This is a genomic window from Streptomyces sp. NPDC049597 (genome assembly GCF_040675505.1).
Lineage (GTDB): Bacteria > Actinomycetota > Actinomycetes > Streptomycetales > Streptomycetaceae > Streptomyces.
Map to the genome: position 1 here is coordinate 66,060 of NZ_JBFAOY010000021.1, position 26,591 is coordinate 92,650.

22 protein-coding genes, 2 pseudogenes and 1 riboswitch are annotated in these 26,591 nt (G+C 69.4%); of the genes and pseudogenes, 6 read left to right on the forward strand and 18 right to left on the reverse strand.

The features are described from left to right. Positions 1 to 49: 49 nt before the first annotated feature. Together AB0K02_RS23070 and AB0K02_RS23075 are read right to left on the reverse strand one after the other, a co-directional pair. A complete protein-coding gene (locus AB0K02_RS23070) occupies positions 50 to 1,645 on the reverse strand; it encodes an extracellular solute-binding protein (protein WP_365994384.1) in 1,596 nt (531 codons plus the stop codon). 19 nt (positions 1,646 to 1,664) lie between these two features. Beyond that, positions 1,665 to 2,690, reverse strand: coding sequence for an NAD(P)-dependent alcohol dehydrogenase (locus AB0K02_RS23075; protein ID WP_365994385.1), 1,026 nt, complete (start codon positions 2,688 to 2,690; stop codon positions 1,665 to 1,667). A 178-nt stretch (positions 2,691 to 2,868) separates the two neighbouring features. On the opposite strand from AB0K02_RS23075, the gene AB0K02_RS23080 reads away from it, so the two are divergent. The 3 genes from AB0K02_RS23080 (at position 2,869) to AB0K02_RS23090 (ending at position 7,493) form a co-directional block, all read left to right on the forward strand. Further along, positions 2,869 to 4,653 carry a GAF domain-containing protein gene (locus AB0K02_RS23080; protein ID WP_365994386.1) on the forward strand — a complete coding sequence of 595 codons (1,785 nt, stop codon included), beginning with the start codon at positions 2,869 to 2,871 and terminating at the stop codon, positions 4,651 to 4,653. Positions 4,654 to 4,953: 300 nt separating this feature from the next. Then, positions 4,954 to 5,172 carry a hypothetical protein gene (locus AB0K02_RS23085; RefSeq protein WP_365994387.1) on the forward strand — a complete coding sequence of 73 codons (219 nt, stop codon included), beginning with the start codon at positions 4,954 to 4,956 and terminating at the stop codon, positions 5,170 to 5,172. Between the two features lie 584 nt (positions 5,173 to 5,756). Further along, positions 5,757 to 7,493, forward strand: a complete 1,737-nt coding sequence (locus AB0K02_RS23090) for an Ig-like domain repeat protein (protein ID WP_365994388.1) — start codon at positions 5,757 to 5,759, stop codon at positions 7,491 to 7,493. A gap of 228 nt (positions 7,494 to 7,721) precedes the next feature. Here the strand turns inward: AB0K02_RS23090 and AB0K02_RS23095 are convergent, their stop codons facing one another. The 9 genes from AB0K02_RS23095 to AB0K02_RS23135 form a co-directional block, all read right to left on the reverse strand. Beyond that, entirely contained in the window at positions 7,722 to 7,895 is a 174-nt protein-coding gene (locus AB0K02_RS23095; protein ID WP_365994389.1) for a hypothetical protein, read from the reverse strand. A gap of 165 nt (positions 7,896 to 8,060) precedes the next feature. Continuing rightward, complete coding sequence (locus tag AB0K02_RS23100; protein ID WP_365994390.1) at positions 8,061 to 8,867, reverse strand: SMI1/KNR4 family protein; 807 nt, start codon at positions 8,865 to 8,867, stop codon at positions 8,061 to 8,063. A gap of 151 nt (positions 8,868 to 9,018) precedes the next feature. After that, complete coding sequence (locus AB0K02_RS23105) at positions 9,019 to 9,705, reverse strand: SMI1/KNR4 family protein (RefSeq protein ID WP_365994391.1); 687 nt, start codon at positions 9,703 to 9,705, stop codon at positions 9,019 to 9,021. Positions 9,706 to 9,944: 239 nt separating this feature from the next. Continuing rightward, positions 9,945 to 10,433, reverse strand: coding sequence for a hypothetical protein (locus AB0K02_RS23110; RefSeq protein WP_365994392.1), 489 nt, complete (start codon positions 10,431 to 10,433; stop codon positions 9,945 to 9,947). Continuing rightward, positions 10,421 to 15,211 (reverse strand): putative T7SS-secreted protein, encoded by a 4,791-nt coding sequence (locus tag AB0K02_RS23115; protein ID WP_365994393.1) that lies wholly within the window; start codon positions 15,209 to 15,211, stop codon positions 10,421 to 10,423. Before AB0K02_RS23115 ends, AB0K02_RS23110 begins: the two co-directional genes overlap by 13 nt. A 44-nt stretch (positions 15,212 to 15,255) precedes the next feature. After that, positions 15,256 to 15,900: a hypothetical protein gene (locus tag AB0K02_RS23120; protein ID WP_365994394.1), complete on the reverse strand. Its 645-nt coding sequence runs from the start codon at positions 15,898 to 15,900 to the stop codon at positions 15,256 to 15,258. Next, complete coding sequence (locus AB0K02_RS23125) at positions 15,890 to 16,312, reverse strand: hypothetical protein (protein ID WP_365994395.1); 423 nt, start codon at positions 16,310 to 16,312, stop codon at positions 15,890 to 15,892. The genes AB0K02_RS23120 and AB0K02_RS23125 overlap by 11 nt, the downstream gene beginning before the upstream one ends. Before the next feature lie 386 nt (positions 16,313 to 16,698). Further along, on the reverse strand, positions 16,699 to 17,538 hold the full coding sequence (locus AB0K02_RS23130) for a tyrosinase family protein (RefSeq protein WP_365994396.1): 840 nt from the start codon (positions 17,536 to 17,538) through the stop codon (positions 16,699 to 16,701). Positions 17,539 to 17,562: 24 nt separating this feature from the next. Continuing rightward, positions 17,563 to 17,985, reverse strand: coding sequence for a tyrosinase cofactor (locus AB0K02_RS23135; protein ID WP_365994397.1), 423 nt, complete (start codon positions 17,983 to 17,985; stop codon positions 17,563 to 17,565). 587 nt (positions 17,986 to 18,572) lie between these two features. Between AB0K02_RS23135 and AB0K02_RS23140 the strand changes: the two genes are divergently transcribed. Continuing rightward, entirely contained in the window at positions 18,573 to 19,001 is a 429-nt protein-coding gene (locus tag AB0K02_RS23140) for a subtilase-type protease inhibitor (RefSeq protein WP_365994398.1), read from the forward strand. Positions 19,002 to 19,169: 168 nt separating this feature from the next. On the opposite strand, the gene AB0K02_RS23145 is transcribed toward AB0K02_RS23140, so the two are convergent. Further along, positions 19,170 to 19,574 (reverse strand): hypothetical protein, encoded by a 405-nt coding sequence (locus AB0K02_RS23145; RefSeq protein WP_365994399.1) that lies wholly within the window; start codon positions 19,572 to 19,574, stop codon positions 19,170 to 19,172. 378 nt (positions 19,575 to 19,952) lie between these two features. On the opposite strand from AB0K02_RS23145, the gene AB0K02_RS23150 reads away from it, so the two are divergent. Further along, positions 19,953 to 20,636 (forward strand): GntR family transcriptional regulator, encoded by a 684-nt coding sequence (locus AB0K02_RS23150; RefSeq protein WP_365994400.1) that lies wholly within the window; start codon positions 19,953 to 19,955, stop codon positions 20,634 to 20,636. Between the two features lie 63 nt (positions 20,637 to 20,699). Here the strand turns inward: AB0K02_RS23150 and AB0K02_RS23155 are convergent. Together AB0K02_RS23155 and AB0K02_RS23160 are read right to left on the reverse strand one after the other, a co-directional pair. Further along, positions 20,700 to 20,891, reverse strand: a pseudogene (locus AB0K02_RS23155) (proline racemase family protein); the annotation flags it as partial. Positions 20,892 to 20,993: 102 nt separating this feature from the next. Then, positions 20,994 to 21,474: pseudogene (locus AB0K02_RS23160) on the reverse strand (diadenosine tetraphosphate hydrolase). A 19-nt stretch (positions 21,475 to 21,493) separates the two neighbouring features. Here AB0K02_RS23160 and AB0K02_RS23165 point away from each other — a divergent pair. Then, positions 21,494 to 21,844, forward strand: coding sequence for a hypothetical protein (locus AB0K02_RS23165; RefSeq protein WP_365994401.1), 351 nt, complete (start codon positions 21,494 to 21,496; stop codon positions 21,842 to 21,844). 89 nt (positions 21,845 to 21,933) lie between these two features. Here AB0K02_RS23165 and AB0K02_RS23170 read toward each other — a convergent pair whose 3' ends face one another. From AB0K02_RS23170 to AB0K02_RS23185, 4 genes are all read right to left on the reverse strand, one after another. Then, the gene (locus AB0K02_RS23170) at positions 21,934 to 23,817 is read right to left on the reverse strand and encodes an AMP-binding protein (RefSeq protein ID WP_365994402.1); all 1,884 of its coding nucleotides are present in this window, start codon (positions 23,815 to 23,817) and stop codon (positions 21,934 to 21,936) included. Between the two features lie 65 nt (positions 23,818 to 23,882). Further along, complete coding sequence (locus AB0K02_RS23175) at positions 23,883 to 25,217, reverse strand: glycosyltransferase (protein ID WP_365994403.1); 1,335 nt, start codon at positions 25,215 to 25,217, stop codon at positions 23,883 to 23,885. A 133-nt stretch (positions 25,218 to 25,350) separates the two neighbouring features. Then, positions 25,351 to 26,148, reverse strand: coding sequence for a CbtA family protein (locus tag AB0K02_RS23180; protein WP_365994404.1), 798 nt, complete (start codon positions 26,146 to 26,148; stop codon positions 25,351 to 25,353). 17 nt (positions 26,149 to 26,165) lie between these two features. Continuing rightward, positions 26,166 to 26,393, reverse strand: coding sequence for a CbtB-domain containing protein (locus AB0K02_RS23185; protein ID WP_365994405.1), 228 nt, complete (start codon positions 26,391 to 26,393; stop codon positions 26,166 to 26,168). Between the two features lie 57 nt (positions 26,394 to 26,450). Further along, a riboswitch (cobalamin riboswitch) is annotated at positions 26,451 to 26,535 on the reverse strand. Between the last annotated feature and the right edge of the window lie 56 nt (positions 26,536 to 26,591).

Consider the following 26,591-nt stretch of genomic DNA (forward strand, 5'->3'; position numbering starts at 1 on the left):
CGGGTGGCCGACCGGCTCGGCCGGCCACCCGGAGCGTTCCGCGATCAGGTCAGTTGTCCTCGAGTGCGACGACGTGTCGATAGGCGCTCTGCACCTTGTCCTTGCCGATCTGGCCGGTGATGGTGTCCCACTCCTTGGCCACGTCGTCCAGCGCGCGCTGCGCAGACTTCTGGCCCGCGAGAGCCGCGGCGACGCCGTCGGCCAGGGCGGACATGTACCCGTTGACACCCGGTACGCGCAGATCGAAGACGCGGTTGATGCTCGACTCCATGCCGGAGAGCGTCTCGACGTACGACTCCGCGACGTCCTTGTCCCAGCCCTGCTGCTCCCAGAATTCCGCGCTGAAGTGCGCGTTTCGGTACGGGTTGACACCGAAACGACCGATGGTCAGGTCGAGAGCGGTGTTCGCCTCGTTGCTGAAGAAGCACAGATAGTCGAAGGCCATGTTCTGGTTGCGCGCGCCCTTGGCCACGGCCGAGGTCCATCCCCAGGTGAAGTAGGGAGCCTGGTTGGGCTTCTTGTCCCACTTCTTCGTGGTGCGGTTGTAGACCTCCTCGGAGCCCGGCAACTCCGCCGCCTTGATCTTGTTCCGGATCCTGCCATCCGGCTGCTGGCCCTGAATGAAGGCGTCGTCCCACGAATAGGACATGACGCTCTGGCCACCTCCGAAGGACAGGATTTCGTCCCCCAGACCGAAGTTGGCGCCACCCGGTGCCCAGGTCGACTTGGCCTTCACCATGTCCTCAAGGGCGCGTACGAAGCCGGGCGTGTTGATCAGCGGCTTCATCGTGTCGACGTCGAAGAAGAGGCCACCCTTGACATCCGGGTGCCTGACGTACGGCGCCGCACGGCTGATGAACGCCGAGAATGTCAGGTCGTCACGCTTGGTCACCTCGGCACTGCCGAAGTTCGGCTTGCCGTCACCGTCGACATCCTTGCCGCTGAAGAACGCGGCGACCTCCTGGTATTCGGCCCACGTCCGGGGAGTCCGGAGGTCCCTGCCCGTGGCCGCCTTGTACGCCGCCTGCTGCTTCGGGTCCTCGAGGACATCCGTCCGGACCTTGAGATAGTGCCGGTCACCGTCCACGGGGTACTGCACAACCTTCCCGTCCCAGGTCGCCACGTCCATGTAGGCCTTGGTGACGTCCTTCATGCCGGGAGTGTCCAGGTACTTCTTCGGCACCGGGGCCAGGTAGGGGGCCATGTCACCGATCCACAAGGACGGGTAGAACATGACGTCGTACGCCGGCTGGCCGGCTTGCAGGGGCGTGAGGATCTTCTGGTGCAGCTCCCCGAAGGGGACGTTGACCACCTGCACCTTTGCCCCGGTGATCTCTTCGAACTGCCGGGCGTGCAACTGGGTCGGCTCGCCGATGACGGGGACGGCATGGCTGATGATCTTCAGCGTCTGTCCCGAGTAGTCCTTGCGGCTGATGGACTCGTAGCTGCACGGTCCCGGGACGTCCTTGACCTTCGTCGCCGGGTACGCCTTGCTGTAGGCCTGGTAGCTGATCTCCGAACCCGGCTTGAACATCGCGGGCTTGTCGGGCTTGTTCTCCACTGGGCCCTGGCCGGTGCAGGCGGTGGCGGAGAGGGCCACGGCGATCGCGGCGGCGACCACGCCCTTGTACGAACTGTTACGCATGGGAGTGCTCCTTCGACGGTCAGGGAATCAAGATCGCTCTGCCGCGTACGGCGCCGGCGGACAGGTCGTCGAGGGCGTCCTGGAAGGACGCCAGGGGGTACCGCTGGGTGTGCAGGCCGACCTTGCCCTGAGCCGCCAGCACCATCAGCTCGGACAGGTCGTTGTAGGACCCCACGAGGTTGCCGATGAAGTTGATCTCGGTGGAGATGACATCGATCGTCGGAACGTCGAGCCGGCCGCCGTAACCGATCACGTAGTAGTTGCCGTTACGGCGCAGGCAGGCCACGCCCGTGTGGACAGCACCCCCCTCGCCGACGAAGTCGAGCACCGCCTCCGCCCCGTGCCCTCGGGTGAGCTCCCGTACGCGCTCGGTCTCGCTGCCGTCGGCGACCAGTGTGTGGTCGGCACCCAGCTCCTTGGCGAGGGCGAGGGCATCCGCGCTCCGGTCGATCACGATGATCTCGACCGGAGACAGAGCCCGGAGCACCTGAACACCGATGTGCCCGAGACCTCCGGCACCGATCACCACGGCCCGGTCACCCGGCCGCAGAGTCCGGGCCGCCTTGGCGACGGCGTGGTACGCCGTGAGCCCGGCATCGGCCAGCGCGGCCACCGAGGCCGGCTCGAGGGACGGATCGAGTGCCACGACCGAGCGGGCGGTCGTCTTCAGGTACTCGGCATAGCCACCGTTCGTGTCGATCCCCGGGAAGGCCGAACTCATACAGTGCACGTCGTCGCCGGCCCGGCACGCCCGGCACAGACCACAAGTCACGAGCGGATGCAGGATGACCGGGTCGCCGACCTCGACGTTGGTGACGGCCTGCCCCACCTCCTGCACCCAGCCGGCGTTCTCGTGGCCGAGGGTGTACGGCAGGACAACCCCGCTCTTGGCGGCCCACTGACCCTCGAGAACATGGAGATCGGTGCGGCAGACCCCCGCACCACCCACCTTCACGATCACATCCAGCGGACCGGTGATCTGCGGGTCCGGCACATCCACGAGCACTGGCGGCTCGTCGTACTCGATGACCTGCACGGCTTTCATGGCGCTCCCTGCGAATCGGCGGTGGATGGTGCGCCGATTACACAGGCCGCCGCTCGCAGGCCGATGTCTCAGAAAGGGTCCCTGGATGTCTCAATGTGATACACGGCATATGCGCGGCGTCATCGAGCTGGTCCAATCAGTCCATCGAGGGATGACGCGCGTGATTCGGAAGTGTTAAATGCCCCGACGCCGACCTGGCAGCTCGCTGACAGCAGCCAGAGAGCTGTACCTGGAAGTCACCAAGGACCGAAGTGCCCGCCCGCTCGTGGTCGCTTCGTGGCAGCGCTCGATGGAATACCAGGTGAAGTCGAGCCGCATCGAGGCTCCCTACCTCGAGAACCCCAATCTGGACAGCCCCCTCGCCAGGGCGGCGCTGCCGATCGTGAACAGGCTGCACGAGCAGCTCGCCGACGACCCCGTGTCCACGATGATCACGGACCGGGACGGTGTGGTGCTGTCCCGCAAGCTCTCCCACGAGGGTCTGACGACGCGGCTCAACCGGGTGCAACTGGCCCCGGGCCACGTATTCGCGGAACGCTATGTGGGCACCAACGGCATCGGAACCGCGCTGGCCAGCGGCCGTCCGGTCATGATCGCCGGAAGCCAGCACTACGTCGAGGAACTGCGGGACTTCCACTGCGCGGCCGTGCCGATCCTGCATCCTGTCCGGCGCACGCTGCTGGGAGCCTTCAACCTGACCACGCTGCGTCAGGGATCCGCCGGGATGCTGATGGCCCTGGCCCGGTCCGTCGCGGGTCAGATCGAAGGTGAGATCGCCGCAATCAGCTCGCGACGGGAGCGGGCCCTGTTCCAGGACTACATGGACGCCTGCTCCTCGGCACGCCCCGGTCCGGTCCTGGCCCTCAATCGTGAAGTCGTCATGATGAACGAGCAGTTCAGGTCGATCGTGACAGGGCCCGATCACTACGCGCTGCTCGACCACGCACGGGAGATCGCCGCCGACGCCCGCTTCGAAGGGACACGGAGCATCGCCCTGCCCTCCGGACGGGTCGCCGAACTCCGGGTCAGCCGAAGCCGGCGCGAGGACAGCGACGCGGGCGCCGTCTTCCGGGTCCGGATCATCGGACGTCCCCAGCCCGGACCCGTCCCTTCCGCCGGCCTCGGACGATCGAGCCTGGGGTTGGTGGGCTCCTCCCCGCAGTGGCTGCGCGCGGTCGCCGAAACCGAGGCGGCGTTCGTCGCAGGATCCTGGCTCCATCTCGTGGGCGAGGTCGGTACCGGCAAGCGGACGCTGGTCCATGCCGTCCACCGAGCCCACAGTGGCGAACGCCGGCTCGAGATGGTGGAAGCGCCTCCGTCGGAGTCACCGCACGCCACCGAGCACTGGCTGCGCGAGGTCCGCGACCTGCGGGCCAGGCCGTCGACCGTGGTCGTACTGCGCGACGTCCACCTGCTGAGCGATCGGCTGCGCCGGCAGCTGACAGGCCTCCTGGCACACCCCGAAGGGACCGCCGCCGGGCAACTGATCATGACCAGCCAGCCGTCCATGGTCACGACCGACGACGCGCTCCACCATCTGTGTGGCGTATCGGTGGAGGTGCCGCCCCTGCGCCATCGCTATGGCGACATCGAGCACCTGGTTCGGTTCTTCCTGCTCAAATACCGGCCAACCGGAGAGAACAGCTGCTCCCCGGACGCTCTGGCGATGCTGGAGCGCTGCCCCTGGCCGGAGAATGTCCGGCAGCTGGAGTCGGTGATCCGCGGCCTCGCACGGCGCCCGTTGGCCGGGACCATCCATGTGGACGATCTTCCACCGGAATGCCGGGTGTCGTCGCACAAGGTCCTGACCGCCATCGAAGCGCTGGAACGGGATGCCATTCTGCGCGGGCTGATGGACCGCAACTCCAACGTCCAGCGCACGGCTCAGGACCTCGGCATCTCCCGCGCCACCATGTATCGCAAGATGCGCCGTTACGGGATCGTCCCGTCGAGCCTCACCTAGCCAGCTGACGCCGCAACCGGCCGCCGCGGACGACGGGCCGAAGATCCCCCGAACCGACTGCGACCTGTGCGGGAGCCTGTGTCGGGGATCGCCGACCGGTAGGCATGCGGGGGTGTGCGGCTGGGTGAACCGCTGGTCCGAGGGACACCGGCCACGACCGCCCGCGGAGGCCGACGTCGACTACACCCCGGAGCTCGTGCGAGGCCGCTCGACGCCGCGGACGGGCTGATCGTGCGACTCGCACAGCGCGTCGCCGCGCCTCCGGCGTAGCAGCAGCGAGCGCGGTCGTACTATCCGGCCGTGGCTGACAAACTCCCCGAATCCCTGATCGAACTCCAGCGTGAGGCGAACCGAGCTCGCGAGGCGGCGACAGCGGCCGGCTACAGCCCAGAAGCCTGGCGACCGTGGGTCGAGGCGGCGGCGGTGGTCCAGAACGCCATCAGCGAGTACGCGGCGTCGACAGGCGCGAACAGGAACGAGCTGGAGCAGGCCGTGAAGAAGGCCGCCCAAGAGGACTGATCATCACACTGAGGTGCCGGGACGCCCACCGTACACACCCAGGGTTACCGGGCTGGCTGAAGAACGCCCGCGCCGCCGCCCAGAAGGCAGCCGGGATCGACCAACGGCGTGTTGCCGAGGGCCTGCCGGTCCAGTCCCCGGCCCGCGCGCCCTCTCCCCCGGAGCGGAGAGGCGGGGGATCATGTCGTCGCTGCCGTCCCGGCCGCCGCCGGCGCCGCACCTGGGGCGGGAGGCCTTGAACTCGCCAATGACACGCCGGGCCAGTGCTCGGTGCCGCCGCCGTCGGCTGGGACGAGGACGACATGCCCGGTTCGCGACCACACGCCCAACGAACTGCGGGATCAGCACCGCGCGCTGGTCGCCTGGCCTCGGCTGATCGTGCGCCTCGTGGCGGGGCGTCCGGCATCCGCCCTGACCTGCGGGGTCGCGAACGACCCGTCAGGTGACGAGGGCCCCTGGCGCCCCTCAGGATCCTGGGCCGAACTCTTCACGGGATCCGGGCGCGGCGTCTTGCGTCCACGGCTCGCTCACATGTTCCATGGATCTTCATGTTCAATGATGAACTGAGCCTGTGGGGGGCATAGTTGAGCACGTTCAAGTACAGCAGGAGACGCCTCGCCGCCATGGTGGCCGCCGCTGTCATCGGCGGTGGCGGCATCGTCCTCGCGGCACCCGTCGCGCACGCGGCGGAGACGTCCGACGTGGTCGCCAAGCTGCCGTTCTCGTCGTTCTCCGACATGGTCGTCGACTCGGTCCACCAGCGCGTCTTCGTCTCCGACAAGGCGGGGTACGCCCACTACCCCGGCACGGTCGCCGTCTACAACTTCCAGGGCCAGAAGGTCGGCTCGTTCTACACGAACACCCGCGCATCCGGCCTCGCACTGAGCGAGGACGCGACCAGGCTGTACGTGGGACAGCGGGACGAGATCCTCGCCTACGACACCCAGACCCTCGCCGTGACCGGCCGCACCACCGCGTACACGGACACCTGCCAGCGCGAACTCGCCTTCAGCGGCACCAAGCAGTGGCACACCACGACCAACGCCTCCAACGACTTCTACTGCGACCGGGAACGGACCGACCTCGACTCCGTCGTGAACGGCGTCAACACGCGCACCCACTGGAACGCCCCGGGCAAGCTCCTCCTCGCCACCGGTGACGGTGCCGCCAACCGCATGTTCATGGGCCAGGCCAAGGGACCTGCCGCCGCCGACCCGTTCCTCACCTCCTTCGACACCTCCGGCGACACCCCCGTGCGCGGCGACTCCCGCCGCTTCGCGGACGTCGAGGGCAAGGGCGCCCTGGATCTGAAGGACATCGCGGTCAGCGCGGACGGCAGGCACCTCGGCGTCGCCGACGCCGCCCACGGCACCCGTCTGCTGAACTCGGGGGACCTGTCCGACGCCGCCGTCGGCTACCAGCCGTTGCCCGCCGGAGCGGTCTCCTCGGCCGTAGCGTTCAGCGGTGACGGCACGTACGTGGCGCGCGGCGCGTCCGCGGTGGGCAGCACGCCGGACCTGCTGATCCAGCCGGCCGACCCGGCGAACGGCACGACGGCGATCGAGTTCGCCTACGAGGGCGACCTCGACGGCAACCGCATCGTCAACCGTGGTCTGGAATGGTCGAAGGACGGCTCCCGGCTGTTCGCCCTCACCACCAACACCACCGGCAACGCCTTTTGGCTGCACGTCATCCAGCCGCCGGCCGCCCAGTACGACTCCCGGTTCAGCGGCGCCCTGACACACACACCGGCCCAGGCCGTCGCCGGCGAGCCGCTGGGCATCCGGGGCCGCCTCGAACTGGACGGCCCCGCCCCGGCCGAGCCGGCCAAGGTGACCGCCGTACGCACCACCGCCGACGGCACCCGCACACTCGCCGCCGCGCAGGTGGCGGCGGACGGCACGTTCACCGTTCTGGACGTGCCGGACGCCGTCGGCAGCGCCACCTACACGCTGTCGTTCCTCGGCGACCTCACGCACCGGCCTGCCGAGGACGTCTCGATCACCGTGGACGTGGCCAAGGCGCCGACGTCGATCGCTCTGACGGCGCCCGCGGAGGCCGGCATGAGCACGGGCGTGGAGATCACCGGCCGGCTGTCCGCCCAGGGGCGGGCTCTGCCCGCCGGGGTCACCCTGTCCGTGGAGCGCACCGACCGGCTGGGCACCGGCACGTTGTCGTCGGTGCCGGTCGCGGCCGACGGCACGTTCACGGTCAAGGACGTGCCGCGCACGCGGCGGGAGGTGACCTACACGATGTCGTACGCGGGCGACGACCTGCACACCGGCAGCACGGCGTCGGCCACGGTGTTCGTCACGCGCTGAGCCCGGTCATGCCTGTGCCCGTAGCCGGACGGATCCGGGTACGGGCACAGGCGGTCGCGGGTGGCACCTGGTCCGCGTGCCTCCCCGGCCGTGGACCGGGCCTTCCAGGGGGCGCCGCCGCAGATCGCGGCTCATTGCGTGCCCTGCCGTCTCCGCGGCGGACACGCCGCGCATGACGACGGGCCCGACAGGCGTGCTCGCCCTGCCGAGCCCGTCGTCCGGGGAGGATCAGCGCCTGAAGTGGCCCTTGGTCCTCTCCTTGGCGTCCCGTGCCTCACCCCGGGTTTCCAGGGCAGCACCCTTGATCTCGGCGGACCGGTTGTGCATCGCATGGCCCGCCATCTTCACCGCCTTGCCGACGATCTGCTCGGCCTTGGCCCTGACCTTCTCTCCTGCACTCATGATCAGTCCCTTCACCTGGGGGCACGTCTCGCGCGTGCCCGCCGCAGCGCCGTTGAAACGGTCCCACGCACTTCGCCCCCACCTGACGACGAGGGCAGACACCGGCGCCGCCGCCCGCCGGCCTTCGAGGTGAAGCCGGGCGGGGTGTGCGCGAGGGCAGGCCACTCAGACGCTCAGCCGCGCCAGGGCGCGCTTGACCGTGTCGTCAGGCCGAAAGGACGGGGTACTCACGTCACCGATGGACAGAACGGACCGCACGGTGGTGACCAGATCGACCAGAAGATCCTCGGTGGGCGCCCAGAAGTAGACACTCCAGCCGCACCCGGCGGCGAACGGCGGTATGAGAAGGAGGCGCTGGTCGTCGTCGTGGCCGGCGAACCGTCGCGACTGCCGGGTGGCCGCTGTCACCGGACGTGCCTCGAGCAGCTGACCGAGGGCGTCCAGGTCGGCTTCTGTGATTTCCTGCGCGGTGGCCTCCAACGCGCCGGCGCTGCGCAACGGCGCGAAGTCCCACACACGCGTGTAGACCCACTGGGAAAAGCTCTCCGCATGGGGGAGCCACGAGTCCGGCAGCACACCGTCCCAGGACAGCAGCACGGGCGGGTCGTCGGAACCGTCCAGCCGGACAGCCAGGCAGTAGACCCCCTGATTCTCGTTCAGGAACGGCAGCAGGTCGTGCGCCACGGGGTCGAACTCGCGCTCCTCCTGCTCCTCCACGCCTTCGGGCCACTCGTCGTCGGTCGGCCAGTAGTACGTCTCCGGCTCGCCCAGTCTCTCGACCGGGTACACGAAGTCGCCGTTGCTCTCCGGCTCCAGAATCGTGGTGGCGGCGGAGAGGGAGTACCACGTGCGCACCGTTGCCGGAAGGGAGCGCCCGTGCTCGGCTTCGAGAGCGTTCAGTCGGGCAACTGCCGTGTCCGAGCGCTCGGCATGCGCGCCCGCCAGTGCAAGGGCGTTCGCCAGGTAGTCCATGTCCTCAATCCGTTCGTGATTCGTGATTCATCGGCCGCATACCGCGGCCGGCACCAGGTGCTTTTCGGCACCACGGTCAGGGAGTTCGACAGGCAGCTCGAAGTGCCGGATGAACGGCCAGGATCCCAGCCTGTTACCGGCGAAACATCCCTCAGTGGGTGGCCACGGTGTCCCGCGCCTGGCGCTCCGCCTCCTCCAGCCAGGTCAGGTACCAGTCGGCGAAGGTCATGGGGGAACCGTCGGCGTTGCTCATCGGCTGCAGGTCGATGCCGTCGGCCCGGCGGTCGTCCCACATCCGCCCGCGGTCCGGCCCGCTCACGACCAGCCACCGGCGGAGCGCGCAGCCCAGGTGGCACAGGCATATCGCGCCCACCGTGAGGTCATCGGACCACAGCGGATCGCGCTCGTCCCAGGCCTCGTACGCGGCGTCGTACGCGTCGGGGTCGTCGAAGTCGTCCTCGTCGGGACACTCCGACTCGTGAGCCGCAAGGGCTTCTTCCCGGGGACGGTCGACGGGGAAAAGCTCGGTCATGCGGTCCAGAGACGCCATGTCGCCACCGTCCCCGTCCCACTCCCATTCCCCGTCCTCCCCGCGCTGCACGGGGAACACCCCGTATGCCGGACCGGCGCCGCCCGCGCCGACGTGGAGCAGGAACGCCCGGTAGTCCTCCGGCAGCCGCACCCCCAACCGCTCCTCCAGCGCCGCCAGTTCTTGAGGCGTCAGCGGGTCCTCCAGTCTGAATCCGTGCCCGTGGAACCCGAACACCTGGACTGCTCCTGGAGTGCCGGCCAGCGCCTGCACCCGCTCGCGTACCCCCACCCACATCTGTGCGTTCATGTGGGGAGGGTACGAGCCGCCACTGACAGCGAAGCCGCGCTCCCAGGGATACGGGGCGGACGGCCACCAGGGCCACCGGTTACGGGAAGCACTTGATCCGCTCGTGTGGCCCTGCGCGGCGTGCGGGTGCGGGCTGTCACCCGGTCGGCGTGCTCAACGCGCAGCCGGCGGGCGGCTCGCCCGGCCCCGGACCGGAGGCGAGAACCCCGTCCCGCCTCCGGGCGCCCGGGGAGACTGTGTCAGGCGGAGGTGGCTGCCGACTGCTCCAGGGTGATCACGACCATCACCGGGAGGTCGGTGTCCTGCTGGACGACACCCGCCGTCAGGACCCGGCCGTCCAGGGTCCACTTCCGCACCGCGATGAATTCGTCCTTGTCCGCCGCCGTCTGCTCGGCCTCGGTGAGGTGGCCGGCGAGCGGGGACTGCTCGATCTCGGGGAGGAACGCGGCCAGCGCCCGCTCGCCCTCCTCGTAGACGGCCTCCAGGTCGTCGAAGTAGCCCGACTCGTCGACGTCGCGGATCCAGACGGCGAACGAGACGCGGACCGCCCCGCTGCGGAACGTCTGGATCCACCCTCGGACTCCGTCCTTGCGCCAGGACGTCTCCACGCCGTCTCGGGGCTTGCCCCCCGGCGTCCACCCCTGGGCCGCGAATCTCTCCGCACCGCCCTCGGCGGTCAGCGGGACAAGGCCTCGGAGCTCTTCCAGCATCGCGTTCACTGCAGCCATGAACTCATTCCACTCATGCCGTTGCCGGGCACGTGATAGGCCCTGAGCCGCCCACTGGCGTACGCCTCCGGGAAGGCCTTGGACAGCACCTCGTTCACATGCGCGGCACCCCATTCGTTGGACACCATATAGCGGACTCCCTTGCCGCCGAGATCCTCGTTGAGAGCGAGCAGCTTCTCGGCCTGAGTGGTGATCCGGCTCTCGTTGTAGAACTCGAAGTCGGGATTGTACGGCGAACTCTCCCACTCGCCGTGGTTGTCGCCGCCGGTCCACTTGGCCTCGGTGATCCACCCGTCCCGCGGGCCGCCGTCGACATGGACCTCCCGGCCGTCCGGCAGGATCCACTGCTGCTCGTAGCTCTGGTCGGTGACGAGTCTCTGGTATCGGAACGACGGACGTTCGAGCAGCTTGTCGGTCAGCCAGCCCAGGCCCTTGAACTGCGAGTAGGGCGACAGCCCCAGCGGGTCGCAGACGGTGAACGGGTTGTGCACGTAGGCGACCGGGTTCGGCGCTGGGCCGAGGCCCAGCGGGTCCGGGGAGGTGTAGCGGCCCGTTTCCGGGTCGTAGTGGCGGAACAGGTTGTAGTGAAGGCCGGTCTCCGGGTCGTAGTACTGGCCGGGAAAGCGCAGCGGGGTGTAGGCGGTACTGGAGCGGGTCCAGGCGGTGGTCCCCCAGAGGGTGCTCCTGGCGCGCCAGGCGATGTCGCCGGACTCGTCGACGAGTTCGGTGGGCGTGCCCACGAGGTCGGTGGCGATGGCGAAGAACCGCCGGTCGATCTCCTCCTGCCGGGCGTCCGGGGTGAGGATGCGTTCTGTCTGGGACAGCGGGACCAGGCCGCGATGGTCCCAGGTGAGGGCCACCACATGCGGCAGGTCCGGTGCATGGACCGTCTGTTCGCACAGGGTCTGGCCGTCCCAGGTGAAACGGATCTCCTCGGCGACGCTCTCGCCGTCCACGGCGAGGCGCTGTTTGGCGGTGCGGCGGCCCAGGGGGTCGTAGCGGTAGCGCCAGCGCGTGCCGTCGGGTGTGACGACGGAGGTGAGGCGGCTCTCGGCGTCCCACTCGTAGCGCCAGGTGTCAGGCTTGCGGGAGAGGCGGGTCTTCTGGCGGAGGGTGACGCGGCCGAGGGCGTCGTGCTCGAAGCGGACGTTGCCCGCGCGGGTGACGGTGGTGCCGGAGTAGGAGCGGGGGCCGGTGGCCTCGTGGCCGGGGTGGGAACCGGGCCAGGAGGCCGCCGTCTGGTTGCCGGCGGAGTCGTAGGCGTAGTGCTCGCTCCAGCCCTGGGCGTGGACGCCGGTGACCCGGCCGGCCGCGTCCAGGTCGAACGTACGGGACCCCGACAACGTGTCGGCCACGGACCCGAGATGGCCGTCGGCGCGGTAGGAGTACCGGCGGTGGTTGAGGGATCGGTCGCCCATGGTCAGATGCTGGGCGGCGAGTCGTCCCGCCTCGTCCCAGGCCGAGGTCACGGTGAGGGCGCCGCCGAAGACGCGTTCCAGTTCCCTGCCCGCGGCGTCGTGGGTGAAGGAGACCTCGTGGCTTCCGGCGGTCATCCGAACGGGGCGGCCCGCGGCGTCATAGGCGTACGTGGTGACCGCGCCGGTGGGGGTGGTGCGGCGGATCCGGCGGCCCAGTGCGTCGTAGGCGTAGTTCGTGGCGCGGCCGTCGACGAGTTCCGTCTTGATCCGCCCGCGCCGGTCGTACACGTAGGCGATCTCGCTCTCCGGTCCGACTGCTTGCAGCAGGCGCCCGGCCCGGTCGTACGTGTAGGTGGTCACCTGGCCCGCGGCGTCCTTGCGGACCACCTGGCCGAGCTGGTCGTAGGTGTGGGAAACGGTCCGGCCGAGCGCGTCCGTCCGGGAGATGAGCTGTCCGGCGGCGCTGTAGCGGTACGTGAGGGTGCGGCCGTCGAAGTCGGTCTCCGAGGCGAGCCGGCCGGCGGCGTCGTACTCGTAGGTCCAGGTGAGGCCGTGCGGTCCGGTGACCTTGGTGAGCCGCAGCTCGGCGTCGTGCTCGAACGTGTGGCGGGAACCGTCGGGGCGGGTGCGGGCGGTGAGCAGGTCGAAGTGGGTGTACTCGAACCGGGAGACGCCGCCGATCGGGTCGGTGTGACTGAGGCAGTTGCCCTCACCGTCGTAGGTCCACGACTCGACGGAGCCGTCCGGGGAGACACGGCGGGCGAGATTGCCGTCCGCATCCCATGCGCAACGCGTCACGCCGCCCACCGGGTCGACGGTGCGCACCGTCCGGCCCAGGGCGTCGCGTTCCAGCAGGGTGGTGCCACCTGCCGGGTCGGTCACCTCCACCGGCAGCCCGGCGACGTCGCAGCGCACGGTCGTGGTGGCGCCGAGCGCGTCGGTGACGGTGCTGAGCCTGCCCCGGTCGTCGTAGGCGTACCGCGTGGTGGAGCCGGCCGGGTCGGTGACGGCCGTGCGGTTGCCCTGCTCGTCGAACTCCTGGAGCCAGCGGGCGCCGTCCGGTCCGCGGAACTCCGTCGACAGCCCGAACCGGCCCCTCACGGTGCGCAGTTCGCTGCCGTCGGGCCGCACGACGGTGAGCAGGCGGCCCTCCTCGTCGTAGGAGAAGGCGGTGGTGCGGCCCAGGGGATCGGTCCGGGTGAGGGTGTTCCCGCGATGGTCGTAGGTGAAGCGGGTGGTGTTCCCGAGCGGGTCGGTGGTGGCCACCACCTGGCAACGGCTGTCGATCACATGGCGGGTGGTGTGGCCGTCGGCGGTGGTGAGGGTGGTGGTGCGGTGGCCGGTTTCGGGATGGGGTTCGGTGTAGGTGAGGGTGATCTTGACGTGGCCGGCTTCGCCGCCTTCGGCGACGACGCGGTCGTGGTCGTCGTACGTGTAGTCGTAGCGGCTGTTGTTGGAGTCGATCCAGGCGGTGACGCGGCGGCGGTCGTCGTAGACGAAGGTGGTGGTGGCACCGGACGGCTTGGTGACGGTGGTGAGGTTGCCGTCCTGGTAGCCGTAGGACATCAGCGGCAGGTCCGTGCCGCCCTCGCCCGCGCCGGCCAGGGACAGTCCCGTGATCCGGCCGTCGCTCACCGAGACGGTCACCCGCCGACCCGCCGAGCAGGTCAGGGCCAGCGGTACGGCGTCCTCGGCGCGTTCCACGGCCCACCAGTTGCCGAACCGGTCCTCGGTCCGCTCCAGCCACGCGATGCCGTCCTCCCCCGGCTCGCCGCCGAGCGGGGCGGGGAAGTGGAGGACGAGGCCGCTGTCCGGGTCGGTGACGGTGTAGTCGCCGTTGCCGTCGCGAGCGAGCAGGGTGCGGGCGGAACCCGACTCCGGCCGGGTCGGCGCGCCGGGGACGGGGTGCGGGTAGGGGATCAGGAGGCCGTCGGCGGTGACGTGGACGACGCCGACGGGGTCGATCTCCAGTCGTTCGTCGACGGTGGAGGTCCAGGAGGGGCCGAGGAAACGGCCGGTCGTGTTGCCGGACTCGGTGCGCCGGGTGAAGGCCGGCGCGAGCTTACCGGGCAGCGCGACGTCTGTCTGCGGCAGGAACATCCGGCCGGAGGCCAGGTCCACCGGGTCGGTGTTGACGGCGGTACGGGTGCCGTCGGGGCGGCTGTGCGTGCCGTTGGGGGCGTTGTCGATCAGGCGGCGGGCCCGGGCGGCGTCCGCGGCGATGCGGACGCCCTTCACGGCGGCGCCGCCTCCGCCGGTGGCTGCGGTCAGTGCCGCGTCGGGCAGCAGGCGGCCGAAGCCTTCGTACGGGTCCTTCATGAAGTCGTTGATCATTTGCTTGCCGGTGCCGACCGGGTCGTTGGCGGCGAGGACCAGGCCGGAGGCGAGGCTGTTGAGGGAGGTGGCGTATTCGGCGGGGTGGGTGATGTTGTACGGGTCCAGGGGGTTGATCCCCCGGACGAAGTTCACCAGCCCGGCAGTGCCCTTGATGATGCCGCCGCCGACGTGGTCCCCCATGATCTGCATTTCCTGGAGCCCGTCGCGCAACTGCTCCGCGTAGGACGGCTTCTCCGGGGCCTTGTCGCGAGCGGCGCGGACCGCGGTGCGCGCGGTTTCCGCAGCCGTGTTCCGCTGCGTGCGGGCCTGGGCGAGGATGTCCTGCGCGTCCTCCATCAGCTTCTTGCCGGGGTCGTGGAAGGTCGGAGCGGGGCAAGGCGGGAGCGTGGACGGGTTGCGCTGGTCGGCAGGCTGGGCGTTGTAACGGTCGACGGCCTTGTTGTAGTCGTCGATCCGCTTGCGGTGCGCGTCGGCCGCGTCCTCGGAGGCCTTGACGCCTTCCTTCCACATGTCGATCGCCGTCTGCGCCTGGTTCTGCGCCCACACCACGGTGCCGGCGAACGCCTCCAGCGCGGCGGCCGCCTTCTCGCAGGCATCGGCGCCGGTGAACCACTTCGGCGGCTGCGTGCTCACCGCGGTGCGCAGTGCTTCGGCGGCTTCGCCCTTGAGTCGGGAGGAGTCGAGGCCCTTGAGGCCGTCGCCGGCGTTGTCGAAGGCCGTCTGGAAGGCGCGGAGTTTCTCGGCGGTGGACCGGATCTTCTCGGGGCTGCCGTAGATCAGTTTCGTCTTGTCCTCGGTCTGCCCGAGGTCCATCTCGTCGACCTCGGCGCCCATCCGGTTGGCGACCGAACGCGACTGCTCGCGCACCCAGTCCGCGCCGGACTCCCAGCCGACGTCGTCCAGCCGGTCGGCCGTCCAGTTCCCGGCGTCCTCGACCCGGTTGCCGGCCCACTCGACACCGTCCTCGACCACCTTCTCGACCGAGTCAGGCGTGATGTCACTGATGAAGTCGCCGATGCCCATGCCCAGTTACCCCCGTCAATCGCCCCAAGCCCTGTGCCCGTGCCTCATTCGCCCTGCTGCTGCGCCTGCCGGGCGCGTTCCTCGGGCGACGGGCCGAACGTCTCGTCCAGCGCCCGGTTCCACTGGTCGTCGGAGATGCCGAGTGCGTCGTTGAGCATGTCCGACTGGCGGCCGCCCTGGCCTTCGGTGAGGAGGGTGCGGCCGGTGTCCTTCCAGGTCTGTTCCATTTCCTGACCGGCCTTGTCCCACGACTCGGCGCTCCAGTCCGGGTCGAGGTAGTCCGGGGTGAACACCTCGCCCCAGTCCTGCTGGGTGATCTCCTCCTCGGTGGCGTGCGGGTTGCCGCCCATCACGGAGTTGACGCCCACCTTCAGCGCACCCTCCACGTACTGGTCGTGCTCCCACTGGGTGCCCGCCGCCAGGCCGAGACGGTTCGCGAGCGCGCTGGCATCGCTCACCAGGGCGCGCACACCCCACTCCCAGCGTTCGCAGAAGTCCTCGAAGTCGACCGAGAGGCCGTGGTGCCCGGCCTCCATGCCGGTCATCGACAGCTCCGAGAAGCCCTTGCCCATCACCGAACCGGTGGCGCCACCGAGTTCACCGAGCCGGTCGATCGTGGCGCCCACGCCTTGCGTGAACTTGGCAACCGACGCCTTGTCGAAGCGCAGCTCGCCCCCGTCACCGCCCACGGCCGGCCCCCTCCACCGCCTCGTCGGCGTCCACGGCGGCCGCCTCGGGCACGATCCCTGTCACCGGCGGGAAGAACATGGACCCGTCCTCGGTCGCGATGTCCACAGCGAGCCCGGCCGGCTCGTTCAGACCCGGCACGATGTCGTCGACGATGCGCGCCCCCAGCAGCGCCGCGTAGTCCAACGGCCGGTCAGCCGGCCCATGGTGAAGCGCGAATTGCGCCAGGGCCGTCTCGTCGGTGAACGCGCAAACCCACCGCACACCGCCCGAATGGGCGCTCCACAGACCGCCGTTCGCCAACGGCACCAGAAGAACCGAACGCCGCATCTCGCCGACCAACGCGCGCGGGTCGCCACCCCCCGTCCGCTGCTCGGCAATCCGCTCGGCCAGCGCTGTCCTCGCCTGTTCCACGGGCCCCTCCCACGTCGTGAGCGACTGATGGCACCGTAGAACAGGATGCCTGTCGCGGGGCAGACGGTTCTCGTCATGGGACGCTCGGGGCCGAACCGAGCGTCGGCTCGGGGCCGACGGACGGCTGCCGCTGATGCGTCTCGTGGGCCTGGATTCCCCAACTTCCATACCGAAACGCCTCATTGCTTCCACAGGCGGACCGGAACCCGGGGGCCGGCAGTGAGGATCACCGTGCGCAGAATGACCCGCGTGCCGATGACGCACATGTCCGGTGCGGTGCCGTCAGACACCTGGTCATAGGTCGGCCGTCCGCAAAGTCACCACCGGTAGGCGGTGAACGCGTCCCGCAGGTCCCGCCACCACGGACCGGACACGGCCACCCAGCGTCACGGCACACGGCTGGGCTCCGTGTCGAACGTGTAGAACTGGGTGTGGTCCAGCATGTCTCGCGGCGTGACGTCGTTCCAGGGGCGCATCGTGAAGTCCAGGTGCACCACGTTCGCGGTAGGGGTGTCGGGCAGATAGCGTGAGGCGGGATGGCGTGTCTGCCAATCGGCCCACAGCTTGTCTATGAAGGCGTGGTGGAGCCAGAACACGGGATCGTTCGGGGACGCGCCCGTTGCCATGTGGCCTCCTACCCAGACGTGGACGCGGTTGTGCAGGTTGACTCCGCGCCAGCCCTCGAGGAGATTGCGAAAGCTCCAGGAGGTGCTGTTCCACGGCGGTGCGTCGTAGGTCTCCACCGAGAGAACCGCCTCAATGTCCGCGCGGGTGGGCAAGGGCCTTCCGCCACCGCCCAGGGCACGCCGGAGGAAGGGGCGGGTGTCCACCTGGGTGTCGATGGACCAGTCCCCGGCGAGGTTCGCGAACGGTCCGCTCATCACCTGGCCGTCGCGACTGCGTCCGTTGCCGCCCAGGAAGTCGGGGCCCCACAGAGGGGAATCGGGCGTACGGTCCCTGCTCCAGTCCCAGTAGGGCAGGGTCACGGACGGGATGACTCGTTGCAGATCCGACTCGAATTCGAGCAGAAACTTCCGGTGCCAGGGCAGAAAGGACGGAGACCTGTGGCCCACCCGTTCTCCCTGGTCCGTGTCACTCATGATGAATTCGTTGTGGGTACGCACGAAGTCGTCGTAGCGCCCGCTGCGTTTGACCGCGAGGAGGGCGTCGACGAAGTCGCGCCTTTCCGTGGACGTGAGCGTGGACTGGTCTTTTCGCACTGCCATGTCAGTTGCTCCTTTCCGCAACGCTCACGAATGGTGCACGCCGGGCACGAGGTCGGCGCCGGCCAGATTGTCGACCGCCGACCGTGCAAGGGCACGCGGCGTCGCGAAGACCTCGTAGTGATCGATGAGACTGACCCACGTCCCGTCTCCGTTCTGCATGACGTGCAGCTCGGTCCCGTCGATCAGAACGCGGTAGTGGCTCCCGGTCCCGTGATGCCCGTTGTGCCCGTGGTGCTTGTGCTCAGTAGGCCATCCCTGGATGTGCCGGCCTTTGTAGGTCTCGTCGAACGGCTCGCCGGCCATGTTGCCGGTCCGGCCCGCGCCGCCCTTCCCCCTCCCGGTCGCCCGGCCGGGCTCTTCCTGGTGAGCTTTTGCGGTTGTCCCGGCGACGGCCAGCGCCGCCAGCGCGGCAGTTCCGCCTCGAAGAAATCGACGACGAGTACGCAATGGCCTTCCTTCCTGCCATGGGGCCCGACCGGCCCGCGTTCGGCAACGACTGCCCCGAATGGGACGGACGTTGCCGACGGATTCGGTGAGGCTCGATGAACAGGCGGCGATCCGGACAACAGATGCATGAAGGAGCAACTTCCGAGCGAGGGGATCGTCCTGCCCACGCCCGGCGGCAGACCATCCGCACAGGAATTCATGTACCACTCAGGGGACTTGGACAAAGGATTTTCACCCGCCGACGTCACCACCTGCCGCACGTGACGCGACGACTTGACTCAAACCCGCGTCCGAGGAATTTCGATGCCGCTTCAACCACTCCCCTCTCCCATTCGCTGAAAAGGTGTCATCTCGGTCGAGGAGCCACGGCTCATTGACAGGCACAAAGTCGGCCCGCACTTCGACAGCCCCTGCAGACGAATCGGCATCAAACCTGCATTCCCACCATTTCGGCGGCCCCGGCCGTGCCCCTTTTCGGCCCACTTGCGCCCTCGCCGGTGTCCGAAGTGGGCGGCGTCGATGTGACGTTCTCCAGGGCACCGAGCAACGCTGAAGGGGTTCCGCAGTCCACAGAAGAGGAGACTTCGATGCGTCACTCATCTTTCAAGATCACCTGCATCGCGGGGGTCGTCGCGGGAGTCGTCGGCCTGACGGCCGGCTCCGCCGCAGCGAGCACGCCCGAGAGCATGTACGCCCCGTCCGCCCTGGTGTTGACGACCGGTCAGGGCGACAGCGCGTCCACCGCCACCGTGGAACGGGCCGTCACATTGGACTGCATGCCGACCGCCCGGGGAACCCATCCGAGCGCCGCGGCCGCATGCGCGGATCTTGAACGCGCCCACGGCCAGCCCGCCCTCACGCTGAAGGAGCACTCGGACCGCGTCTGCCCGAAGATCTACGCTCCGGTCACCCTCACCGCCGACGGCGTATGGGAGGGCCGCCGGGTCTCCTACGAACGGACCTTCTCCAACAGCTGTGTGGCACAGTCCCAGGTCACCGACCTGTTCGACTTCTGACACCCGACAGCGGCACCACACCCGGACGGTGGCCCGGCCTCATACGGCCGGACCACCGTCCCCTCATGCGCCCGGCGCACCCGCGACCCAGTCGCCAGGGCCGCGGCTCATCGACTTCCTGCGCCCAGACCATGAACACGGGCGCAGTCCGCGTACGGCACGTCGGGTTCAGTCGGTGATGTACCAATCGTTCTCGAGGTACTCCATGGTGCAGTCGCCGAGGTCGCTCTCGGAGAAGGCCACGGAGGCCCTGACCGCTTCCACCGGCATCTCGATCCTGTCCGGCGTACGCACGGCAACGCCCTGCCGGTCGACCGTCGCGGTCTGCAGGGCCTTCTTCTGCGCCGGCGAGATCATCCCGAACACAGTCGCGTACGTCGACGTGCACGGACCGAAACCCTGGTCCTGCGCCTTCTTCGCGGCAGGCCCGGCCACTTCGCAGACCGTGCCGATGTCCTCACGGCCCAGCGCGTGAAGATACAGCTCGTACCGCTGGATCGCACGCTCCTTCGTCCTGGGCGCGGACCGGCCGCCGGTCGGCTCGGCCGACGGCTTGTCGGTCCGAGCGGACACGGACGGCGTGGCCGGCGGCTGCTCGGCCCGTTCGGACGGGGCCGGCCGCGAAGGCTTCGCGTCCGCGTCCTCCCTCGATTCCCCGGGGCCGCACGCGCACACCACCAGCGCCACACACGCCGACACCGCCACTCTCACCATCGCCCGCGTTCTCATACAGTCCCCTCGCCCCAGCCGACATGCCGTCAACAGACCACGCAGAGTGCAGGAGAACGGTTCCCGAACCAGCCGAGGCGCAACCGGCCAAAGGCCCAGTGGCGTTCGCCGCCCTCGGGGCCCCATCCATGACTGTGGCTGGGACCGCTCGAGGCAGTAATGCATTACACCTTACACAGAGGCTTGTCGACGGCCTGTGCGCTGACGTGTTATGCATGAGGCGTGACTCCTTCCCGTCCGGCAGCCGCCGTACCCCAGCTCAAGTCGGTCAGCCTCCGTGAACAGGCCCGGGAGGCATTGCGGACCCGGATCGTGCTCGGGGAGATCCAGCCCGGGCAGGTGGAGAGCGTCATCAACGTGGCGGCGCAACTCGGCGTCTCCGTCACGCCGGTCCGGGAAGCGGTGATGGACCTCGCCAACCTCGGCATCGTCGAGATCATCCGCAACCGGGGCTTCAGGGTGCCGGTCCTCACCGACCACGACCTGGACGAGATCTTCCGGCTGCGCACCATGCTCGAAGCGCCGGCGATGTCCGAGGTCGCCGTACTCCTCGACGGCCGGCCCATCCCGCAGTTCCGGCAGCTGGCCGAGCAGATCACCGATGCCGCCCGGGAAGGGGACCTGACCGCCTTCCTCGACTACGACCGGCAGTTCCACCTGGGCCTGCTGGAGCTGCTCGGCAACCGCCGCCTGGTCGCGATGGTGGGCCAGCTGCGCGACCAGGCCCGTATGCAGGGTCTTCAGAAGCTCGCGGATCAAGGTGAGTTGACCCGTTCCGGCGAGGAGCACCTCGACATCGTGGACGCCATCGAGTCCGGTGACGCCGAGCTGGCCGCCGAACTCATGCGGGGGCACCTCGCCCACAGCCGCGGCATCTGGGCGGGACTCGCCGAGAACGACTCCTGAGCAACGGGCGCGCGCAGCCGAAAGCGCCGCCCACGCGCGCACTCGGCCGGCCGGCGCGGGCGCCTACCGCAGGACGAAGCCGATGCCGAGGCCGTCCGCCGGATCGAGCTCGAAGCGGTGCTCACCGGTCCGGTAGGCCGTTCCCGTGACCTCGGGAACGACGGCGGGGTACCCGTCGGCGGTCAGCTCCTCCACGATCCGGGCGTGGAAGCGGGTGCCGACGATCGAGTCGTGGACGAGGACCTGGCCGGGCTTGAGGCGACCGGTTGGCCCGGGCCGCCGACCGAGCGGCCTCCAGCGAGCTTGGGCTGACCGTCACCGGTCGCCGGGCGCACCGACCGGACGGTCGGCGGGCGGTCAGGTCACCGAACGCAGCTGGTCCAGTTCGCTGCCGATCGCCTCTCGCAGCACATCATGCTGCGGACCGAGCCTGAACTGCTCGTCGCTCCACCGTTCACGCGGATAGAGCCACACCGGAGCGCCCACCGCATCGGCCGGCTCCCACGCGAACCGGGGCCAGACATGCGCGTGCAAGAACGGATCCCTGTTCCCCAGAATCTCCAGATTGACCCGCCGGAAGGCCGGGTCCAGCCGACGGCAGACGCGCTCGACCGCTTCACCCAGCTGGTCCATGTCGGACAAGAACGACAGCCGCCTCGCCTTCGGCAGGTCCGACAGCCGCTGCACTTCCGGCTCATCCACGAGCAGAACCGAGTAGCCGGGCAGGAACTGAACATCCCCCGATCACCGCGAACCCTGACGTCAACCGTCGCAACACAGTCGGGTTCTCACCCCTCAGCGCAGTCCCGATCCGGTCCATCCGCCAGTCAGCAGTCACGACCAGAACCTACATTCCGGTGCTCGCGGACCGCTCGACGCTCCCGGTCCTCCTCACACACTTCGCGGCGTCGGCCGCCTACCGGGCATGGGGACACCGCAAGATCGGCGAGGCGCAAGCGTGGGGCGAGGGCAGAGACCGCTACTGCGTCTCCGCCCTGTTCGTCCCGTTCCCGATCACCATGCTCCCGGTCGTCAAGCCGACAGCGCTCGTCCTCGGCAACTTCACAGGCGACCCCGCACCCGTCCGGCTCCCCGCCGACTGGGAGTGCGCCGACCTCGTCATCACCAACCTCCAGGACGCGCCCCTCCTGCACCCCGCCCTGACACTGGAGCCCTGGGAGGCACACGTGCACCGCCGCGACGGGTGAGCCGAACCGCCGGGCACCGCCTCCGAGAGGAAGGCGGTGAACCGTCGGTCGACCGGCGACGGGCCCTCCGGAGCCCCTTTTGATGGAGGTCAGGCCTCGCGGGAACCCTCGTACATCCCCTCGATGACCTCGGCGTACTCGCGCTCCACGACAGGCCGCTTGACCTTGAGGCTGGGGGTGAGCTCACCGTGCTCGACGTCGAGGTCTCGCGACAGCACCGAGAATTTCTTGATGGTCTGCCACCGTTGCAGGTCGCCGTTGACCCGCTGGACGAAACCGTCGATCAGCTCGTGGACCTGGGGTGAGGAGACGACCTCGGCGTAACTGCGGCCGCCGAGGTCGTGAGACGCCGCCCAGGGCATGATCACGCTCTCGTCCAGGGTGATCAGGGCGGTGCAGAAGTTACGGCTGTTACCGAGGACCACGATGTTGCTGACGAAGGGGCAGACGGCCTTGAAGCGGCCCTCGATCTCGGTGGGCGCCACGTACTTGCCGCCGGAGGTCTTGAACACGTCCTTCTTGCGGTCGGTGATTCGGACGAAGCCGTCCTTGTCCATCTCGCCGATGTCGCCGGTGTGGAACCAGCCGTCGCTCCGCAGCACCTCCGCGGTCTTGTCCGGCAGGTTGTGGTAGCCGCGCATGACGCCGGGGCCTCTCAAGAGGACCTCCCCGTCCTCGGCGATGCGGACTTCCGTGCCGGGGAGCGGTTTGCCGACCGTGCCGATCCGGTAGTCCTCGACGGGGTTGACGACGCAGCCGGCGCTGGTCTCGGTCAGGCCGTAGCCCTCCAGAACGTGCACGCCGGCGCCGGAGAAGAAGTAGCCGATGTCGGGGGCGAGGGCGGCACTGCCGGAAACGCTGGCGCGCAGATTGCCTCCGAAGGCTGCGCGGATCTTGCCGTACACCAGCCTGTCAGCGACGGCGTGCTGCACGGCGAGAGCGAGGGGCACCCGGCGTCTTCCGGTTGCCGCCATGCTCTCCTGGCCCGTCCGTGCGTAGTCGCGGGCGACCTTCGCCGCCCAGAGGAAGATCTTGTATTTCGCTCCGCCCTCGGCTCTCGCTCTGCCCGCGATGCCGTTGTAGACCTTCTCGAAGATCCGCGGCGCGGACGCCATGAGGGTGGGCCGGACGGTGGGCAGGTTGGTGACGATGCGGTCGACCCGTCCGTCCACCGCCATGACATGACCGGTCTGGATCTGACCGGAGATCAGGGCCTTGCCGAAGACATGGGACAGCGGCAGCCACACGAACTGGACATCGTCGGAGCGCAGCCCGCCGGCCTCCTGTGCCACGGCCTGGTACGACCAGCAGTCGTGCACCAGGCGCACGCCCTTGGGCCGGCCGGTGGTGCCGGAGGTGTAGATCAGGGTGGCGAGCTGTTCCCGCTCGATCGCCCGTACCGTCTCCTCGATCGCGTTCGGGTGCTCCGCCAGGTACGCCGCCCCCTGTTTCTCCAGGTCAGCGAGGGAAAGCACCTCCAGACCCGCCACCTGGGGGAGGTCCGCCAGAGGGTCGAAGAGGATCGCGTGGCCGAGTTCCGGCAGGCGTTCCGCGTGGGCGACCACCTTGTCCAATTGCTCGGCGTTCTCGACGAAGATCGCCCGGCTGCCGGAGTCGGCGAGAATGTACACCGTCTCGTCGGCATTGGTGCTCGGGTAAACGGCGGTGGCTGCGGCGCCGGCGCACATCGCGCCCATGTCGGCCAGGATCCACTCCACCCGAGTGGAGGAGCAGATCGCCACCCTCTCCTCGGGGCGCACCCCGAGGGCGATCAGGCCGGCCGCGATCGCCGTGACGCGCTCGGCGGTCTGCGCCCATGTCAGCGAGCGCCACTGTTCGGTGCCGGACGTGCCGTCGCCGGCCGGCGCGGGGTAGCGGTACGCCTCCCGGTCGGGTGTGGCCCCGACTCTTGAGAGAAAGAGGTGCGCCACGGAAGGCGGGCGGCTTTCGAGAAGAGACTGCGCGGAACTCACATCGACCTCCGGGGCCCGGTGCGCCGTCAATGAATCGTTGACTGGCTGGTAACTTGCAAGCAGGCTCAGGCTAGAGGCAAGCCCGCCGACGCGTAAGGGAGGAACATGCTGAACAATGCCGCCCGATCGATCTCGCGGCGGATCAGCTCCCAGCGGCGCGGTTGACAATGGAGCAGCCTCGGGTTCACCCCGCGCCCCCTGAGCCGATGTGAGCCAGCACCGTGGCGGCGCCGTCCTCTGCGGCGATGCGGTGGGCGAGTTCGGCCGCGCGGCGGCGGTGGGCCGGCTCCGACAGGGCAGACTCTGATCGCGGCACCGAGGGCTTCGGCGGTGAGGTCGTGGAACGGCAGAGGCCGGGGGGCAACTCCCAGTCGGTACAGCCGAGACGCCCAGAACGGCTGGTCGGCCATGACGGGTACGGGCAGGGCGGGTGCTCCGGCCCGCAGTCCGGCTGCGGTGGTACCCGCCCCGCCGTGGTGGACGACGGCGGCGGTGCGAGGGAACAGCCAGTCGTGCGGGATGTCGCCGATGGGCAGGACGTCGTCGCCGCAGCCGCTCAGTCCGGCCCACCCCGCCTGCACCACCGCGCGCACGCCTGCCCGTTGCACCGCGGCGGCCACCAGCTCGGTGAGCCGCTCCCCCTGCCCCGGTGCCATGCTGCCGAACCCGATGAACACCGGGGGCGGACCGGCCTGGAGGAAGTCGACGAGTTCGGCCGGGGGTTGCCAGCGGTCCGGCCGCGCGGGCCACCAGTAACCCGTCACTTCGACCCGGGGCGGCCAGTCTTCAGGGCGCGGCACCACCAGTGGGCTGAAGCCGTGGAAGACCGGCCGGAGGTCCCCCGGGGCCGACGGCGCGCCGGCGGGCAGCCCGAGGCGGGCACGCAGCCGGGTCACGGTGCCTGCGAAGAGCCCTTCCGCGCGACTCAGCACTGCCTGGCCTGCGGCGATGTTCCCGTCCGGCCCCAGGCCGTCGGTGCCGGGTGCGCCGGGCAGCGGGAACTGTGCGGTGGCGAACGCCGGCGTGAGGTAGGTGCCGATGACGGGGACGCCGAACGCTTCGCCGGCCGTCCGGCTGAGCGGTGCCGGGCCGAACGCGGTGAGCACCAGGTCGGATCCGCCGGCCACGGCCTCAGCCACCCCATCGGCGAGCCCGTCCGCGTACGCCCTGGTCAAGGCCCGGACCTCTTCCCGCGACGCCGCCCGGGACCAGGCTCGGATCAGCCCCTTCGGGTCTCCCGGCACAGGCCGGTACTCCAGACCGCATCCGCCGACGAGAGCGGCGAAGGACGGGTGAGCGGCCACGGCGACCCGATGGCCCGCCTCCATCAGGCGCCGCCCCAGGCCGGTGAAGGGCGCGACATCGCCCCGTGAACCGGCGGTGATGATCAGAATCCGCATGCAGCGATTCTCCTCGGCGAATGCCGCCCGGTCACCGTCGCCGGCCACCGGGATGCCTCACCCGGCAGGACGAAGGCCCCGGACCCGCGCGCTCGCGGGGACGGGGCCGTGCCGTGGACGGGCTCGGGGCCAGTCAGCCGGCAGCCGGTACGGCCTGCCCGGTTTCGGTGCCGGCGGTGGACGGCCGAGGCGCCAGCAGACGCTGCGCGAGGACACCGAAGACGACGCCGAAGACCGCCCACAGGACCGCCTGGATCGCCACGGAGGCAAGCCTGAACTCCCACAGCAGTGCTGCCGGGAAGCCGGCCTTCACCGCGTCGTCGTTCGCCGGCAGGAACACGAACGCCACAGCTGTCACGGCGATGAACCCGGCGCCGGCGGCGAGCGTCGCGTTCCAGTTGCCGAGGCGCGGCGCGAGGCGCCGCCCGGCGATGACCGCTGCGATGCCCAGCAGCACGCTGAGCAGGATCATCAGGAAGAACAGCGTGGTGCGCTTGCCGATGGTGTCCGGGTTCCCGACGGCCGGCGGCGTGGCCGGGTACTTCAGGAACGGGATCAGGTAGACGAGGATGAAGGCGGCGCCCGCGGTGAGCGCCGCGGTCGCCCGCGGACTGAACCGGCCGACGCGCCCGAGCGCGAACGAGAACGCCAGCGACGCGATTCCGCCCAGCGCCACCCCGTACACCAGCACTGCGGTGGCCAGGCCGGCTGTCGACTGGACCGGGCGGCTGACCGCTTCCTCCTCTTCTTCAGCGGCGGCCGCGCCGTGTCCGGCGTGGGCCTCCTGGGCGGCTTGGGCTTCCTCCACCGCGATCGAGCCGTCCACAGGCGGCTCCCCGACCACGTAGGCCACGGCGAAGGCGAACAGTCCTGCGATCAGGCCCGCGAGCATGCCACGGACCAGCAGGCCTCTGACAGTTGAGGCGAACATGTGCGGTGCCGGCCCCTTCAGTGGCAGGGGAAGCCGAGCAGGTGACGTCCGTCGTGCACCCACTCGTGCACGGTCTCACCCGCGAAGACGGACGTGGCGCCCTGCTCGGCGCCGACGAAGTACAGCGCGACCAGCGCCAGGAGGGCGACGAACAGAGCCCAGGGCAGGACCGCGCGCGCCGGCAAAGGAGCCGGAGCGGAAACGGAAGGGGTGGATGCGGCAGCGGAGACGGCAGCCTCGGCCATGGTGGAACCTCCTCGGGAACACGCGCCCATATGGTGGTGCGTGACGACGGCCCACGGGTCTGACTCGCCGCCGCTTCACCCCTCACGGGGTGCCGCGGCAGCACACAGTGGCGCGACCGTGCCGGTTTCCCACCGGACTTCCGTCTCGCCGTCGTCGCATTGTTCAGATGTCGCCGAGAACGTACCGCGTGCATGACA

Excerpts from the sequence above, each read along its gene's own strand:
- AB0K02_RS23070 (WP_365994384.1), bottom strand. The coding sequence starts at position 1,645 with ATGCGTAACAGTTCGTACAAGGGCGTGGTCGCCGCCGCGATCGCCGTG.
- AB0K02_RS23075 (WP_365994385.1), bottom strand. The coding sequence starts at position 2,690 with ATGAAAGCCGTGCAGGTCATCGAGTACGACGAGCCGCCAGTGCTCGTG.
- AB0K02_RS23080 (WP_365994386.1), top strand. The coding sequence starts at position 2,869 with ATGCCCCGACGCCGACCTGGCAGCTCGCTGACAGCAGCCAGAGAGCTG.
- AB0K02_RS23095 (WP_365994389.1), bottom strand. The coding sequence starts at position 7,895 with ATGAGTGCAGGAGAGAAGGTCAGGGCCAAGGCCGAGCAGATCGTCGGC.
- AB0K02_RS23100 (WP_365994390.1), bottom strand. The coding sequence starts at position 8,867 with ATGGACTACCTGGCGAACGCCCTTGCACTGGCGGGCGCGCATGCCGAG.
- AB0K02_RS23105 (WP_365994391.1), bottom strand. The coding sequence starts at position 9,705 with ATGAACGCACAGATGTGGGTGGGGGTACGCGAGCGGGTGCAGGCGCTG.
- AB0K02_RS23110 (WP_365994392.1), bottom strand. The coding sequence starts at position 10,433 with ATGGCTGCAGTGAACGCGATGCTGGAAGAGCTCCGAGGCCTTGTCCCG.
- AB0K02_RS23115 (WP_365994393.1), bottom strand. The coding sequence starts at position 15,211 with ATGGGCATCGGCGACTTCATCAGTGACATCACGCCTGACTCGGTCGAG.
- AB0K02_RS23130 (WP_365994396.1), bottom strand. The coding sequence starts at position 17,538 with ATGGCAGTGCGAAAAGACCAGTCCACGCTCACGTCCACGGAAAGGCGC.
- AB0K02_RS23140 (WP_365994398.1), top strand. The coding sequence starts at position 18,573 with ATGCGTCACTCATCTTTCAAGATCACCTGCATCGCGGGGGTCGTCGCG.
- AB0K02_RS23175 (WP_365994403.1), bottom strand. The coding sequence starts at position 25,217 with ATGCGGATTCTGATCATCACCGCCGGTTCACGGGGCGATGTCGCGCCC.
- AB0K02_RS23180 (WP_365994404.1), bottom strand. The coding sequence starts at position 26,148 with ATGTTCGCCTCAACTGTCAGAGGCCTGCTGGTCCGTGGCATGCTCGCG.
- AB0K02_RS23185 (WP_365994405.1), bottom strand. The coding sequence starts at position 26,393 with ATGGCCGAGGCTGCCGTCTCCGCTGCCGCATCCACCCCTTCCGTTTCC.